Consider the following 16604-nt stretch of genomic DNA (forward strand, 5'->3'; position numbering starts at 1 on the left):
AACTCATTAAATATAATGCTAACTGCCGCTCATATTTAACAGTTTAAAACGGTCTCCATTGGTTAATGCTGACAGCTAGTAAATTCAAGAAGGTTAAAATGAATAATAATATAACACGAAGAAACGCCTTAAAACTTGCAGTTGCTGGAGCAACTACTAGTGTTATTGCATGCACAAACTCCAATTCGACGGTAGCCAAGCAACCAGAACCTCATAACGACCAAGTACTTAAAAATAACGTAAAAGATAGCTGGGCAAATACCTTTGACCGCACTTTTATTGGTGGTCAATATTGGGCCAACCCAATGGAAAACTGGGCCGTTGTTGATGGCGGTGTTGAATGTTCAGTGACTGGCGGCAATCGAAGTGTTCACGCACTCACCCATCAATTAGTCAATGCTCAAGGTAAGTTTAGTATTTCCGTTGAAGTACAAAAAATTCAACTCGGTGAAAACGACGGCGGCGCTGCAATTCGTGTAGGTGCAAAAAGCGATTTAAATGAATACCGTAGTAATTGTTTTGAACAAAAAGGGTTCGATGCTGGGATCCATAAAAATGAATTAGTTTTAGGTACTAAACGTCAGCAATTTAGTACTAATATCAACACCAAAAGCATAACCTTAGTACTTACTGGCGAGCCACGTTCAGGTGTTGTCGCGCTTAAATTATTAGCATATTTTACCGATAATAATCAGCTTATTGGTGAAGTTAACGACCTTGTCTCATTCGAAAAACTCCATGGTAACGTGGCTGTGGTTAGTAACTTTACCCATTCAGCAGATAAAGCAAAAATACCGAATGGAACACGCTATCGTTTTGAAAATTGGCAAATGCAAGGCAATGGCTTTAACCATATTAATGAGCAAAAATTTGGACCTATTTTATGGACCATGTATACCTTAAATGATACACGTTCTAGTGAAGGCTTTGTGCTTAAACTCAGTGCGTTAACAGGTCCAATGGGGGAAAATGACAGCCAAGACGTTGAACTGCAAGTTAATCAAAATGGACGCTGGCAATCTATCGCGCGCGCGCAACTTGACCCTGCCGCTTGGCAAGCAACTTTTCGCATCGCCAATTGGAATGAAAAACAAAATACGAAATTTCGAGTTATTTACAATGAACAACACCGCGATGGCACGGTAACCCCAGATATTTATAGCGGCTTGATTCGTGCTAACCCGGTAGGCAGAAAAATGCGAATGGCGGGCATGACTTGTCAAAATGATTATGCCTTTCCTTATGCGCCGGTAGCTGAAAACGTGGTAAAACTTGATCCCGATATTGTTTATTTCTCAGGTGACCAAATTTATGAAAACCACGGTGGTTTCGGTGTTATTCATGCTCCTGCCGCCCCTGCAATTTTAAATTATTTACGTAAATATTATCAATTTGGCTGGTCATTTAGAGAGGCTATGCGTAATGCGCCAACGGTTTGCCTACCGGATGATCACGATATTCTGCAAGGTAATTTGTGGGGTGAAAGTGGCATTGCCATGAGCGACAGTGCTATTGCCTCTGGCAGAACCGACAACGCAGGCGGATATATCTGCCCAACAGAATTAATTAATGTTGTGCATAAAACCCATACCGGGCATCACCCGGAACCTTACGAACGTACACCTTCAGCACGAGATGTAAGTGTTTACTATACCGATATGGTCTACGGAAATGTGGGCTTTGCCATTATCGCCGATCGCCAATGGAAAAGCGGTCCTGAGCGACTTGATATCGAAGTAGGTAAAACCGGCGAGGGAGAAGAGCCAAGCTTTATCAACCCAGACTTTGACCGTGCTGATTTACAATTATTGGGGAAAAGACAAGAAGACTTTTTAGCTCAGTGGGCAAAAGACTGGCGCGGCCATACACTTAAAGCAGTATTGAGCCAAACGGTATTTGCAGCTGTTTGTACCCATCAACCTAATCCCAAAAATTACTTAAAATATGACTTTGATAGTGGCAGTTGGCCTGCGACAGCTCGTAACCGCGCAGTAGAAATAATGCGCGAGTCAAAAGCATTGCACATCTGTGGAGATACCCATTTAGGGACTTTGTCACAATATGGTGTTCATCAACAGCGTGATAGTAATTGGGCATTTTGTACCCCCGCGATTGCTGCTGGATGGCCTCGATGGTGGAACCCTGATCAGGTCGGCATTAAAGTGGTTAACCGCCCATCTCATGGCTTGTCACAAACCGGTGAATACTTAGATAGTTTTGGTAACAATGTTTATGTCTATGCTGTGGGTAATCCGGTGGTTGGCAAATCAGGTAATCGTTATATAAAGGCACATGAAAAAGGCAGTGGCTTTGGTTTTATTACCTTCGATACTGAAGAAAAAACTTATACCGTGCAGGCCTATCGTTTCTTAGTCGACGTTAATGATAATAACGCCGACAACCAATTCCCTGGTTGGCCAGTCACTATTCATCAAGATGAAAATATAGGCAAAAACCGAATTAGCTAACATTATCATGCAGACGTAAACCGAACGCACAGGCCGTTCGGTTTGTAGTGATTTTAACTAAGTGAACAATAATGAAAATTAAACAAATAATAAATTATTCCAAATTGGGTTTTGTATTCGGTATCGGGGTTATGTCTATCGGTTGTGTCTCAGATAAACCGACTGAAAATGTCGCCAATCAAGCTCCCAGTGACAACAAGCAACTACTTGCTACACTCTATAGTTTTGAAAAAAATCAATTAGACAGCAGTATTAAACTCGGTAATGCCTCAAGCCAAATTGTGCAATCGGGTATAGGATTAACAGACGGTACGAATGCACTGAAAGTGACACTAAAAGGCGAAAACAATCCCTATAGTAGTATCAATTTTGAACCTGAGCTGCCATGGGATTGGAGTCAATATAGTGATTTTAATATCGCTTTCGATATTGCCAATGAAGGTCAGGTTTCAACTAACTTACGATTAATTATTTCAGATATTAGTGGTAAATCATTCACCCGAAGCATTTCCATTCCAGTCGGCAAATCTAAGACGTATTATGCCTTATTAGATGGGCATGACTTAGGTAGCCCTGAATCAGGATTAACCGAATATCAGGAACTTAACTTAAGCTCAGGTTTACGTTCCAATCCTGCCACGTGGCAGTCTGACGATGTAGCTTTTGTGCAAATGTGGGGAACAAAAAACCTTAATCTGAAAGGCATTACAAAAATCAGTTTAAATATCGAGCAAAACCTCAGCGATAAAGAAATTACCCTTGATAATATTCGTTTACGTCAAAACCCAGCATTAGATGCCAATTATTTAACCAATATTGTCGACGAATTCGGCCAAGCCGCCAAAATGGATTTTGCAGAAAAAATTCATTCATACGACGAATTACTTGCCAAGCGAGATCAAGAACTTGAACAGCTAGGCGATGGCGAATTATTAGCTGACCGATCCAAGTTTGGTGGCTGGAAAAACGGCCCTAAATTAAAAGCAACGGGCTATTTTCGTACTGAAAAAATTAATAACAAGTGGTCGTTAGTAGACCCTGAAGGGTATTTGTTTTTTACCTCTGGTATTGCCAATGTACGTATGTCTAATAGCACCACAGTTACCGGCTATGACTTTGCTAAAGAAACCATTAAACAACGAAGTGCTGACGACTTAACGCCGGAAGACTCTGAAGGGCTAAATCCACCATCGGCCCAATCGATCCCAACACGTCATGTTGTCTCTGACGTTCGTAAAAATATGTTTCAATGGTTACCTGATTACAACGACCCACTGGCAAGCAGTTATGGCTATCGTCGCGAAGTACACTCTGGTCCAATAAAACATGGTGAAGTCTTCAGTTTTTATATGGCAAATTTAGAGCGAAAATATGGCGAAACTACCCCTTACTCATATATTGAAAATTGGCGCGACGTTACCTTAGATCGCATGCGTAATTGGGGATTTACCTCGTTTGGAAATTGGGTCGACCCTGTTTATTATGACAACGAAAAAATGCCTTATTTTGCCAATGGCTGGATAATCGGCGATTATAAAACCGTATCCAGTGGTAACGATTTTTGGGGCGCATTACCAGATGTATTTGACCCTAAATTTGCCGAACGCGCTGATATTACCATTAGACAAATTGCAGACGAAACCAAAGGCAGTCCTTGGTGTGTCGGCATTTTCGTGGACAATGAAAAAAGCTGGGGTAGACCTGGTGCGCCAGAAACTGAACTAGGCATTGTTATTAATACCTTAAAGCGCGATGGTACAGAGGTGCCCACCAAAAATATGTTCACTGAAAAAATGCAAGCCAAATACGGTAGCATTGAACAGCTAAACAAGGCCTGGCATACCTCACTCTCTTCTTGGGCTGATTTTCAACAAGGAGGCTTTGATAGCGCCCCTTCTAACGCAGCCCGCATAGAAGACTATGAATTTTTACTGTACGAGTACGCAAAGCAATATTTTGCTGTGGTTAACGGCGCGTTAGAAAAGCACTTGCCAAATCAATTGTATATGGGAGTTCGTTTTGCCGGTTGGGGAATGCCGAAAGCCGTAGTAAAAGCAGCGTCAGAATATATAGATGTGATGAGTGTTAACCTTTACAAGCATGGGTTAACAGACACCACTGCAAAATTTATCGAAGATTTAGATATGCCCGCAGTCATAGGTGAGTTCCATATTGGCACAACAGCTTCAGGATTTTTTCACCCGGGACTAGTCGCCGCATCAAGCCAACAAGACCGGGCGCGTATGTACGTTGAATTTATGAACTCGGTAATAGACAACAATTACTTTGTTGGCGCACATTGGTTTCAATATTTAGACTCACCCATTACAGGTCGCGCATACGACGGCGAAAATTATAATATTGGATTTGTTTCGGTCACAGATACTCCATACCAAGTCATGGTCGATGCTGCGAGAAAAATGCATACTGGATTATATGAACGCCGTTTCAGCGAACTTGCTACTAAACAGAGCAAATAAAGCGAGTAAATAAAGCGACTTTTCATATTCGTTTAAGCTAAAAACTCATATTGTAAAAAGGGAGAATTCATTCTCCCTTTTTTGTGTCTGATATAAAAAAACAAACGATAATTAAAAACAAAGCAGTAAAAAATAGCTAGGATTAGCGGGTCAGTCACTATAACTGCACACTTGTTGCTACGACAATATATGGAGTGATGACCAAGGTAAATAACCTGACAAAGCGAAAACATAGCGAAACAAGGAGTTACTTAGCAATGAGGTGAGCGTCCATCGAGTGGACGGTACTGATAAGACATTAAAAAACGGCCTTGAGTCAATTTATCATTGAATTCGAAGACCGTTTGAAAAATGCTATTGAAACCTGTCAGTTACACAAAAAATGTTACTGGCGCCATCAACGTTCATGGCTTTTGATTTCTTTATCTTGATATAGCGGTATCTTTTAGATAGTGGAAGAAATCACTATCTGGTTTAACCACCATAATATCGCTTTTGCTATTAAAACTGTTTTCGTAGGCTTGTAAGCTACGGTAGAAGTTATAGAACTCAGCATCTTGTTTATATGCATCAGCATAAACTTTTGCGGCAAGGGCATCACCTTCACCACGCGTTTCTAATGCTTCTTTTTGCGCTGTTGCTAGCATAACAGTCACTTTAGCATCAATAGTTGCACGAATGATCTCTGATTGCTCTTGACCTTGTGATCTATGTTCTTTCGCAACGGCAGTACGTTCAGCGCGCATACGGTCATAAATTGAATTACTTACTTCAGTTGGTAAGTTAATCGCTTTAATACGTACGTCAATCACTTCAATACCTAGATCTTCACGGCTACTTTCAGCACTTTCTAATGCCTTAACCATGATATTAGAACGGTCACCTGAAACGATTTCACTAATCGTACGAGTACCAAATTCAGTACGTAAGCCGTTATTGATTTTCTGTTTCAATAAAATACGTGCTTTGTCTAGCGAGCCTGATGTACGTAGGTAGTAAGTTGAGAAGTCAACAATGCGCCATTTAGCAAACGAGTCCACCATCAAATCTTTTTTCTCAGACGTTACAAAACGATCTGGTGCTTCATCAAGTGTTTGAATACGTGCATCGATTTTTCTCACTTTTTCAATCATCGGAATTTTAAAGTGCAATCCCGGTTCATAAACGCGCATTTCACCGCTTACATCATCACGTTTAATTTTTGAAAATTGAAAAACGATCCCGCGTTGCCCTTCATTTATGACAAAAACTGAAGAAACAACTAAAACAAATAAAGCTGCGACAATTAATAAAATAAAATTCTTCATTGTTTAGTTTCTCCCGTCGCTGAATCGATCAGTACGACCAGACGAAGATATCGTAGTATTACTTGCTGGGCGATTATTTGAGCTCGACGTGCTGTTTACTTGCGACGTTGGGCGCTGATTGTTATTTTGCTGCTGCATAATCTTATCAAGTGGTAAATACATCATGTTATTGCCACCATCAACATCAACCATCACTTTACTGGTATTGCTGTACACTTTTTCCATCGTCGCAATGTACATACGTTGACGTGTAACTTCTTTCGCCGCTTGGTATTCTGGCAATAATTTATTGAATTTCGCCACTTCACCTTCAGCATCTAGCAATACTTGTGCTTTATATGCATTAGCTTCTTGCTCTAAACGTTTAACACGACCACGTGCACGAGGTTCAATTCCACGAGCATAGGCTTCTGCTTCACGTAAATAGCGCACTTCATCTTCTTGTGCGGCAATTGCATCATCAAAGGCATCTTTTACTTCATTCGGTGGACGAGCATCTTTAAAGTTAACATCAACAATAATTAGGCCCAAGTTATAAGTACTAATGATTTTCTCTAACTCTTCCCAAACCGATTGACGCACCATTTCACGACCACTGGTCAAAATGTCATCCATTTTTGCATGGCCAACAACGTAGCGTAATGCACTGTCTAGCGCTTGGCTTAAGCTATCGTCTGGGTTAGTGACATTAAATACATAATCACGTGCGTTATCAATACGATATTGCACTTGCATTTCAACGTGCACTACGTTTTCGTCTTGCGTTAACATAAAACCAGACGCAGGTAAGTTACGTGTAGATTGCACATCAATTGGAATAATGTGTTCGATGAAGGTCCATTTCCAGCTTAAACCCGGCTCAACTACACCAACATATTCACCAAAACGTAATTTAATACCACGCTCGGCTTCATTAATGGTGTAAACACAGCTAAATAGGTAGGCTACGGTCGCGATAATAAAGGCAAGTGCAAAAACAACACCTGAGAAGTTATTACCTGAATTATTTGAAGATGATTTTCCACCGCCAAATACGCCACCAAATTTCTGACCTAATTCTTTAAATAAGTCGTCTAAGTCAGGTGGACCTTGGTTTTTACCACCTTTGTTTTTCCAAGGATCTTTATCATTATTCCCTGGTTCATTCCAAGCCATGATGCTCTCCGCTAGGTTGTTTTTTATACTAAAATAAAATTATTTTTTTGTACTAATATAATGAAAACCTTATCATATATTAGTGGTATTAATTTTCAATAAAACCTTCAATTACCGTTTTATCTTGTTTAACCAATCTATTCCACTCTTTCGCCGGTAATTTGATTTGTAAATGGCAATTACCCTGTTCATCATATTGCTCATCAGCAATACAATTTAGCTGGTATAATTCGCCTCTAAACTTACCTGCGTTCGGTGGAATTTTTAAATGATGATTAACGATTTGTCTGCCAAGACGCTCCGCCAAAGCTTCGAATAATAATTCGATGCCGATGCCTGCACGAGCTGACAACCAAACACGAATTGGCATGCCATTTTCATCTCGGTCAATTCTCGGTTCAATATCATCTAAGTTATCAATTTTATTGCATATTAATAACTGTGGCACTTCACCAGCTTCAATTTCCGTTAATACTTCTTCGACTTGTTCAATATTTTCACTTCGGCGCTCGTCCGAAATATCAACAACATGCAATAAAAGTTCTGCTTCACGTGTTTCGGTTAAAGTTGCCTTAAACGCCGCGACCAAATCATGCGGTAAATGACGAATAAACCCTACCGTGTCGGCTAAAATGACTCGGCCAACTTCTTCAACATGAATTTTTCGAAGCGTTGGATCAAGCGTAGCAAACAGCTGATCAGCGGCATACACTTCAGCATTGGTGATCATGTTAAATAAAGTCGACTTGCCAGCATTGGTATAACCCACCAAAGACACCGTTGGAATTTCCGCTCTATTTCGCGCACGACGACCTTGTTGACGTTGACGCTCAACTTTTTCTAAGCGTTTACGAATATTAACCATGCGTTCACGAATTAAACGACGATCGGTTTCTAACTGGGTTTCACCTGGACCACGTAGGCCAATACCACCTTTTTGCCTTTCTAAATGCGTCCAACCACGGATCAGGCGAGTACTTACATGCCGTAATTGGGCAAGTTCAACTTGAAGTTTACCTTCGTGAGTTCGGGCACGCTGTGCAAATATGTCGAGGATTAATGTGGTTCGGTCAACCACGCGACATTGACACAAAGCTTCAATGTTCTTTTCTTGTGACGGAGACAGGCTATGGTTAAATAAAATAACATCGGCTTGGTATAAATTCACCGCTTCTGCTATTTCTTGAGCTTTACCACTACCAACAAAAAATTTTGTATGTGGAGTATTACGCTTTCCTGTTAATACGTTAAGCGCATTAATGCCCGCTGAACTTACAAGCATTTCAAATTCTTGTAAGTCTTCACGAGCATTTTCATCAGGAAAATCTATATGAACAAGTATCGCCTGCTCACCAGCTTGATAACGGTCAAACAAATGAGCAATACCAAACAGTTAAGCTATTATTCATTAATCTTGTTGATCCGATGAGAAATCAGATTGACTGTTAGGAGCTGGCATAGTTGAAACAGCTCTTGCAGGTACAACCGTTGAAATTGCGTGCTTGTAAACCATTTGGCTTACCGTATTTTTTAGCAAAATAACGAACTGATCAAATGATTCTACTTGTCCTTGTAGTTTAATACCATTCACTAAGTAAATCGCTACTGGAATGCGATCACGACGTAAAGCATTCAAAAATGGGTCTTGTAAAGATTGCCCTTTAGCCATTAGTTGGCTCCTTTTTGTTATTTTTAGTTAAAAATAAATCTTTTCATTTTTAATCGGTTACTTGGTAACAAACTTAATTATACACCAATGTTTACAGATTGCTTAACGCAGCCAGCACATGTTGCAAATTTTGTTTATCTTCCATTTCTAACCAACGAAGATTTGGCCAACTTCTTAGCCAAGTTAATTGACGTTTTGCCAACTGTCGAGTTGCGCAAACGCCTCTAAATACCATTTCATTGTGATCTATTTCACCGTCTAAATATTGCCACATCTGACGATAACCCACACAGCGAATAGAGGGTAAATCAGCATGTAAATCAGAACGTTGTTTTAGGTTCACAACTTCTTGCTCAAACCCTTGCTCAATCATTTGATCAAATCTAAGCGCAATGCGCTCATGCAAGGTCGACCGCTCCTTCGGAGCGATAGCAAATTGTAAAACATCTCCTTCGACTCTATCACCTTTTATTTCAGTTAATTGTGACAAAGTGTGTCCACTTATTTGGAAGACTTCTAATGCTCGGGTCAACCGCTGTGGATCATTTTGATGTATGCGCTGCGCCGACTGCGGATCTATCTTAGCTAACTGCTGGTGCATATATTCCCAGCCATGTTGCTCAGCTTGCTCTGCAATACTTGCGCGAATCGTTTTATCAGCAGCAGGCAGTGGTGAGATGCCATCAATCAAGCTTTTAAAATACATCATCGTGCCACCGACCAATACCGGAATACGGTTTTGAGCACGAATATCAGCAATCTCTTTTAGTGCATCAGCACAAAAATCTGCAGCTGAATAACTTTCAGTAGCATCTTTTATATTTATCAATCGGTGCGGATATTGTGCTTGTTCAGCCAATGTTGGCTTAGCAGTACCAATATCCATATCGCGATACACTAATGCAGAATCAACACTAATAATGTCGCAGGGTAAGTTATCAAACAATTCCATTGCCAGCGCAGTTTTGCCCGAGGCTGTTGGCCCCATTAAACAAATTACCGGCGGCTGAGAGTGCGTTGATAACATAATTTTCTAAAACCCGCGCCTGTATTAAAGGTTAGTTAACTGATGTATCTCTGATGTAAGGTCGATGGCAACAGAATTCAAGAGTAATTGTTCTACTAATTGCTCACTAAATAAAGATTGTGCCTGCAATAACAGTTTATTGGCCAATTCTTGATTAAATTGTGCAGTAGTCATCAACGCTGCGATTGCTTGTTGCCAATCTTGCTCAGTCAAACTTACTTGCTCATCTTTGAGTGACAGCTGATGGTAAAGTTCAATGATACTGGCATGAATATCTTTATCGCGCAGCACTGCAGGAAACTGACGAATTTGAATACTGCTGCTCGACAGCACCTTAAATACGACACCACATTTACTCAGTGTTTCGCTTTGCTGATTGAAAAAACTAAGCTGCTCATTAGTCACCTTGATTTTTATTGGCAATAGTAACGGCTGACTGACCAAACCTTGTTGCCACTGCTGCTGCAAAAACAAGGCATTGCAACTTTGTTCTAACTGAGCAAGCGCTAACAATCGTAATTCATCACCTATTGGCACTGCCATATAAGATGGCGCAATAAAGCTGCCAAAATTTTTCGTCACTTTTAATGGCTGAGCGTTTAACTGATTTTTATCGGGTGCTTGCTGTGCAAGTGGCTGTTTTTGTTCAACACATTGCGTGGCGGTATCGCCATTAACCGCGGCAGGGTCGACAACGGGCGTCATCAAGTCTTGATAGGCACTTGCCGCACGCTCATTAATTTTATGAGAGTAATGCGAGCTAGACGGCGCATATTGACCAGAATTATTCTGGCGACTCTGCAGCGGTTTGATATAACTTGGCTGCTGATAAGAGTCTTGTGGCTTTGGCGCAAAAACAGCTGGGTTTTGCTGATATGAACTTAGCGAAGATTCATTTTGTTCTTCGCCTTCAATTGCTGGCGTTTCAATATTAAGTGACGATTGCAGCGCTTTATCACAGACCGAAAAAATAAAGTCATGGACATACCTGCCTTGATGAAACCTAACTTCGTGTTTTGCTGGATGCACATTTACATCAACATCATGAAAATCGAGTTCAAGGAATAATACAAAGGCCGGGTAAGTGTCGCGCGGCAATAAGTCGGCATACGCTTGGCGGATCGCATGGTTAATTAACTTATCACGCATCATGCGACCATTAACGTAACTGTAGCAAAGGTCGTTTTGATTACGATAAAAACTGGCCGCCGCCAACCAGCCAGATAAGTGTAAATTATCATGTTGGCAATCAACTTCTATTGCGTTGTCGATAAAGCGTTGACCACATATTTGTGCAATGCGTTTGCTGTATTGGCTTTTATCTTTGGCAGCGCGATATTGGCGTACCAGTTTATGGTTGTGATTTAAGACAAAAGTCACATCAAAACGCGCTAACGCAATGCGCTTGATCACTTCTTCAATATGGCTAAATTCGGTTTTTTCGGTACGCAGAAATTTTTTCCGTGCAGGCGTATTAAAAAACAAATCTTCAACGTCTATAGTGGTGCCGTTAGGGTGAGCGGCCGGTTGCACAACCACTTGCATGTCGCGCCCTTCGGCAAACGCTTGCCACGCATTTTCTTGAACTGCAGGTTTAGAGGTTAAGGTTAATCGCGCCACCGAGCTAATACTCGCCAGCGCTTCACCACGAAAACCTAACGAGCTGATCGCTTCTAAATCATTTAGGTCTTTAATTTTACTGGTTGCGTGTCGACTTAAAGCTAAGGTTAATTCGTCTTTTGCAATGCCGCTGCCATTATCGATAATGCGAATACGTTTAGCACCGCCTTTTTCGATATCAATTTGAATATGCGTTGCGCCAGCATCTAAGCTATTTTCAACTAATTCTTTAATAACAGAAGCGGGGCGTTCAACCACTTCACCTGCCGCAATTTGGTTAGCAAGACGGGCAGGTAATATTTCAATGCTCATAATATGGCTTTTGGCTGATTAACAAAAAGCTGGCCTTAGCCAGCACGAGGAATTTTTAAGGTTTGTCCAATACGAACGACATTCGAGGTAAGGTTATTAGCCGACTTTATTTGGCTAACAGAGACTTTATAACGCTGAGCAACCACCGACAGTGACTCGCCACTGACCACTTTATGTTTGCGATAACCAATAGAGGCAAAATAAGTGCCCATTAACGGACGCTCTAAAAAGTAGCTTTTCACGCCAGAATAAATAGCATTGGCTAATTTTTGTTGATGCGTACTCGAATTTAAATTGCGCTCTTCGTTATGGTTAGAAATAAAACCCGTTTCAACCAATATTGACGGAATATCTGACGATTTTAATACGCCAAAATTACCATGCTGCGGCTCTTTTTTATGCATTTTGGTGATGCGGCGTAACTGGCTAATAACATTGCTTGCCATGGTCATACTTGTTTCAAGCGAATGCTCTTTGTTCATATCCGCGAGCGTGATAGCTAAATTATCGTCTTGAGTGTTTTTAATAACACCACCGCCACCACCAAGTAACTCTGAGTTTTTCTCACGATTACGCAACCATTTTGCCATTTCTGACTCAACTCTGCGGTTTGATACCACCCAAACCGAAGCGCCACTTGGCTGAGGTGTGCGAAATGCATCAGCATGAATAGAGACTAAAAAATCCACTTGTTTTTGTCGTGCAATTTCACTGCGACGGCCAACTGGAATGTAATAATCGCCAGTGCGGATCAACACCGCTTTCATGCCTTTTTCGCTATCAATCAGTTTCTTCAAACGCTTAGCAATAGCTAAAGTGACTCGTTTTTCGTATGTACCTTTACCACCAATAGAGCCGGGATCTTCACCACCATGCCCCGCATCAATGCCAATCACAATATCGCGCAAATTGTTTTTAGGTGTTGCTTTGGCAATAACCGGGCGGTTTTTGTCATAAAGATCAACCACCAATCGGTTGCCATATTGCCCGGCGGGGGCAAGAGGGAAAACAGCCACTTGAAATGACGTCGCTAAGTCGAGTACCACACGCGTGGTGCCTTTCGACTTAGAGGTGCTGGTTCGAATTTTAGCGATACGCTTGTCATTTTTTGCCAGTTGCGACAGCTGCGTAGCATTTCGACTGTTTTTAAAGTCGATCACTAAACGCTCTGGATTATTTAACGAAAAGTATTTGTAATCAGGCTTTTGCTTTAAATCAAACACTACGCGGGTATTTTCAGGTGCAGGCCAAACACGAATACTATCAATAGAGTTCGCGGCATGTGCAGCAAAGCTGAAACTAACCAGTAAAAACCCTAACAATGTAAATCGTGCAAAAAAACCAGCAAACATGAATAAATTAACCTTTTACTACGTGTGATAATGCCAACAAAATTTGTTCACCTAACACCGACTCAGCAAGTAAGTGAATAGTTCTTTGTTGTTCTTTATAGGCTATGTTAATAGTAAGATCAGCATTAGCCAAGAGTCCAGTACCTTTTTCCGGCCATTCAATAAAACAACAACTGCGATCATCGAAATAATCGCGAATGCCCATATACTCTAATTCTTCAGGATCAGCTAAGCGATATAAATCAAAATGAAATACGCGCCACTGCCCTAAATCGTAGGGCTCAACTAAGGTATAAGTTGGGCTTTTAACATGTCCAGTATGGCCCATACCTTGAACAAAACCGCGACTTAAAGTGGTTTTCCCCGCGCCTAAATCACCGTTTAGGTAAACCACCATTCCTTGTTTTATTTGATGTTTAATCACATCAGCTAATGCGCTACCAATACTTACTGTTGCGGCTTCATCAGCCAAAAAATAATCAAGCTCTTTCATTTATTCGTTACTGTCTCTGTTGACTAACTGTTGCAATGGCAAAAATAAATCGCTGGCTAATATGCCTCGCGAACCATTTTGCTTAGCAATTATATCTGCCGCTTGCCCATGAATAAACACAGCTAAGCGTGCGGCAGCATAGATATTCGGCATTTGCACTATCAAAGCCGCTATTATGCCTGATAATACATCCCCCATGCCACCCGAAGCCATACCTGAATTACCACTGGTATTTATCCAAACCGATTTTCCATCAGAAATTAAACTGCCGGCACCTTTTAAAATACAGATCCCACCATACTGCGACGCAATTTTTTTCACCGCGCCAAAACGGTCTTGCTCGATGGTTTCAATATCACAACCAAGTAGCTTTGCCGCCTCTCCCGGGTGTGGCGTTAATACCCAGTTATCTTTTTTATATTGAGCTTTGCTTAATAATACTAACGCATCAGCGTCAACCACTAACGGCTGAGTTAAACTCATTGCCAAATTAAAATGTGCTAATGCCCAAGCATCTTGCCCAAGCCCTGGGCCAATAATTAGTGCTTTAGCTTTTGCTAAGCGTGGAAATAACAGTAATTGCTCAGCATTGCTTGGCGCTAACATTAATTCAGGCCGTCCAGCGATCACTAAACCGTGATTGTCAGCATGGCAGGCGACGGAAACTAACGATGCCCCACAGCGCAGTGCAGCTTCTGCCGACATACGTATCGCACCCGGCATGCCATTATTTGAACCAATAGCAATCAATAAACCAATATCGCCTTTATGTGCACTTACTTTACGCGGAGCTAGTTTAGGTAAATTGTACTCGGTTTGCACCTCGGCACTTGCTATAACGCTTTGAGCAAATCGCTGCCCTAAATGTAAGTCGGCTAAAACTAATTTACCAACATGGTTTGGCGCTTGGCCTGTAAGTAAGCCTTTTTTGGTGGCGATAAAGCTCACCGTGACATTTGCCTGTACGGCGACACTGTCAACATGCCCTGTATTTGCACACAAACCAGACGGCACATCGATACTGAATTTTTTCGCAACGTTAGCATTTATTTTTTCAATCAGCTGCTGCATAGGCTCAGCTAATACACCACTAAAACCAATGCCAAAAATACTATCGACAATCACCTCGGTTTTCGTATTTTCAATAAAATGTAAACACGAAGAAATATTGGGATGGAAACTAATATCAACACCGGCTTGTTTGGCGAGTTTTAACGCGGTTGATGCATCACCGACAATGGCTTCTTTTTCAGCAAGTACAAATACGGTTACTTTCAAGCCAGCATGCTGTGCTAAGCGCGCTAAAATATAACCATCGCCGCCATTATTGCCCTTGCCGCAAATAACGATTATTTTGCGAAGCGATGCAAACTCTTGCTGCAAGACTGAAAATGCAGCAGCGCCAGCATGCTCCATCAAATCATACATACGAATGTCTTGTTGCTGCGCAACTTGTGCCTCATTTTGCTGAACTTGCTTAGCGTCAAAAGCAGGCTGTGGTAAACTCGCTAAAAATGTCACCGTCATGCAAATATTCCATGGTTAAAACTCCTACTATCAACTATCTAGAATTATCAGAAAAAATCAAGTCTTGGGGACAAGAACTTGGCTTTTCTCAAGTGGGCATTTCAGATGTTGACTTATCTGCGCATGAAGCAGCGTTAGCCAGTTGGTTAGAAAAAAATTATCATGGTGATATGGATTACATGGCAAAGCACGGGTTAATGCGTGCTCGCGCCAAAGAATTAGTAGCAGGCACCTTACGTGCCATTAGCGTGCGGTTAGATTATTTGCCCACTGATGCAAAATTTGCCAAAACCCTCAAACAACCCGAACATGCATACATTAGTCGTTATGCCTTAGGGCGTGATTATCACAAACTCATGCGTAAGCGCTTAAAGCAACTCGGTGAAAAAATTCATCAGCATTGCCAAGACTTTAACTTCCGCCCTTTTGTTGATTCCGCGCCAATTCTTGAACGACCACTGGCTGAAAAAGCCGGTTTGGGCTGGGTAGGTAAACATTCTTTAGTGATCAACAAACAAGCCGGCTCTTGGTTTTTTCTCGGTGAATTATTAGTCGACCTACCTTTGCCTTGTGACGAAAAACCATCAAACGACTGTGGCAGCTGCGTTGCATGCATGAAAATTTGCCCAACAGGCGCCATTGTTGAACCTTACGTGGTGGATGCCCGCCGCTGTATTTCTTATTTAACCATAGAGTTACGCGATGCTATTCCACTGGAATTTCGACCACTTATTGGCAATCGTATTTACGGTTGTGATGACTGCCAACTCATTTGCCCGTGGAATAAATTTGCCAAACTTGGTCAAGTTGACGATTTTCAAGCAAGACAAAATCTCGACAAGGTGAAACTGCTGACCTTATTTTCATGGGATGAAAATACCTTTTTAGCCAAAACAGAAGGTTCACCAATTCGCCGCATAGGCTTTGATTGTTGGCAAAGAAATATAGCCGTTGCTTTAGGAAACGCGCCTTACAACGCCGAAATCGTTAGTGCATTAGTGCAGCAAAAACCAATTTCATCTGACATGGTGGTTGAACATATTGATTGGGCACTCGCGCAGCAAGAAATGCGTTGCAATGCACTCGAGCAACAACAGCCGTTGTCGTTAAAAAATGAACGCTTAACAGGACGACTGATCCGCTCGGTTGAAAAAGGCTTACCTAGGGATGCTTAATAAAGCCGCAAACAGAGCT

12 protein-coding genes are annotated in these 16604 nt (G+C 41.4%); 3 read left to right on the forward strand and 9 right to left on the reverse strand.

The window, feature by feature from the left end:
• The first annotated feature begins 98 nt into the window (after nucleotides 1-98).
• Nucleotides 99-2468 carry an alkaline phosphatase D family protein gene (locus ACRRSQ_RS07520; protein WP_440875096.1) on the forward strand — a complete coding sequence of 790 codons (2370 nt, stop codon included), beginning with the start codon at nucleotides 99-101 and terminating at the stop codon, nucleotides 2466-2468.
• A 131-nt stretch (nucleotides 2469-2599) separates the two neighbouring features.
• Entirely contained in the window at nucleotides 2600-4948 is a 2349-nt protein-coding gene (locus ACRRSQ_RS07525) for an agarase (RefSeq protein ID WP_440875097.1), read from the forward strand.
• Nucleotides 4949-5370: 422 nt separating this feature from the next.
• Here the strand turns inward: ACRRSQ_RS07525 and hflC are convergent, their stop codons facing one another.
• The 9 genes from hflC to ACRRSQ_RS07570 form a co-directional block, all read right to left on the reverse strand.
• Nucleotides 5371-6255, reverse strand: a complete 885-nt coding sequence (gene hflC, locus ACRRSQ_RS07530; RefSeq protein WP_440875098.1) for a protease modulator HflC — start codon at nucleotides 6253-6255, stop codon at nucleotides 5371-5373.
• 3 nt (nucleotides 6256-6258) lie between these two features.
• Nucleotides 6259-7410 (reverse strand): FtsH protease activity modulator HflK, encoded by a 1152-nt coding sequence (gene hflK / locus ACRRSQ_RS07535; protein WP_440875099.1) that lies wholly within the window; start codon nucleotides 7408-7410, stop codon nucleotides 6259-6261.
• 88 nt (nucleotides 7411-7498) lie between these two features.
• The gene (gene hflX, locus ACRRSQ_RS07540; RefSeq protein ID WP_440875100.1) at nucleotides 7499-8785 is read right to left on the reverse strand and encodes a ribosome rescue GTPase HflX; all 1287 of its coding nucleotides are present in this window, start codon (nucleotides 8783-8785) and stop codon (nucleotides 7499-7501) included.
• A 33-nt stretch (nucleotides 8786-8818) separates the two neighbouring features.
• Nucleotides 8819-9079 carry an RNA chaperone Hfq gene (gene hfq / locus ACRRSQ_RS07545; RefSeq protein ID WP_440875101.1) on the reverse strand — a complete coding sequence of 87 codons (261 nt, stop codon included), beginning with the start codon at nucleotides 9077-9079 and terminating at the stop codon, nucleotides 8819-8821.
• A gap of 91 nt (nucleotides 9080-9170) precedes the next feature.
• Entirely contained in the window at nucleotides 9171-10106 is a 936-nt protein-coding gene (miaA, locus tag ACRRSQ_RS07550) for a tRNA (adenosine(37)-N6)-dimethylallyltransferase MiaA (protein ID WP_440875102.1), read from the reverse strand.
• A 24-nt stretch (nucleotides 10107-10130) separates the two neighbouring features.
• Complete coding sequence (mutL, locus tag ACRRSQ_RS07555) at nucleotides 10131-12038, reverse strand: DNA mismatch repair endonuclease MutL (protein WP_440875103.1); 1908 nt, start codon at nucleotides 12036-12038, stop codon at nucleotides 10131-10133.
• A gap of 35 nt (nucleotides 12039-12073) precedes the next feature.
• Entirely contained in the window at nucleotides 12074-13390 is a 1317-nt protein-coding gene (locus tag ACRRSQ_RS07560; protein ID WP_440875104.1) for an N-acetylmuramoyl-L-alanine amidase, read from the reverse strand.
• A 7-nt stretch (nucleotides 13391-13397) separates the two neighbouring features.
• The gene (tsaE, locus tag ACRRSQ_RS07565) at nucleotides 13398-13883 is read right to left on the reverse strand and encodes a tRNA (adenosine(37)-N6)-threonylcarbamoyltransferase complex ATPase subunit type 1 TsaE (protein WP_440875105.1); all 486 of its coding nucleotides are present in this window, start codon (nucleotides 13881-13883) and stop codon (nucleotides 13398-13400) included.
• Nucleotides 13884-15410 (reverse strand): NAD(P)H-hydrate dehydratase, encoded by a 1527-nt coding sequence (locus ACRRSQ_RS07570; RefSeq protein ID WP_440875106.1) that lies wholly within the window; start codon nucleotides 15408-15410, stop codon nucleotides 13884-13886. It abuts the gene before it with no gap.
• Nucleotides 15411-15421: 11 nt separating this feature from the next.
• On the opposite strand from ACRRSQ_RS07570, the gene queG reads away from it, so the two are divergent.
• Nucleotides 15422-16585, forward strand: a complete 1164-nt coding sequence (queG, locus tag ACRRSQ_RS07575; RefSeq protein ID WP_440875107.1) for a tRNA epoxyqueuosine(34) reductase QueG — start codon at nucleotides 15422-15424, stop codon at nucleotides 16583-16585.
• Nucleotides 16586-16604: the final 19 nt, after the last annotated feature.

The organism is Thalassotalea sp. PLHSN55 (assembly GCF_052030545.1).
GTDB lineage: Bacteria > Pseudomonadota > Gammaproteobacteria > Enterobacterales > Alteromonadaceae > CANMXU01.